This is a genomic window from Blastococcus sp. KM273129 (assembly GCF_021698995.1).
Classification (GTDB): domain Bacteria; phylum Actinomycetota; class Actinomycetes; order Mycobacteriales; family Geodermatophilaceae; genus Blastococcus.
Genome location: NZ_SSXB01000228.1, coordinates 1 through 255 on the forward strand (window position 1 = coordinate 1; position 255 = coordinate 255).

Annotated in this window: 1 pseudogene; it reads right to left on the bottom strand. The window is 70.6% G+C overall.

Annotated features, from left to right (window positions below):
• Positions 1–255: pseudogene (locus tag E9565_RS22135) on the bottom strand (methyl-accepting chemotaxis protein); the annotation flags it as partial.

The window sequence follows — 255 nt, forward strand, 5'->3', positions numbered from 1 at the left end:
GATGTTCTCCGCGATCTGCGTGGTCCCACCGGCGGCCTCCTGCACCGACCGGGCCATCTCGTTGGTCGTGGCCGTCTGCTCCTCCACCGCCGAGGCGATGGTGGTCTGCCGGTCGGAGATCTGCGCGACGATCTGGGAGATCTCCCCGATCGCGGCCACCGCCGCCGTCGTGTCCCCCTGGATCGCCTGCACCCGGCGGGCGATGTCCTCGGTCGCCTTCGCCGTCTCCTGCGCCAGCTCCTTCACCTCGTTGGC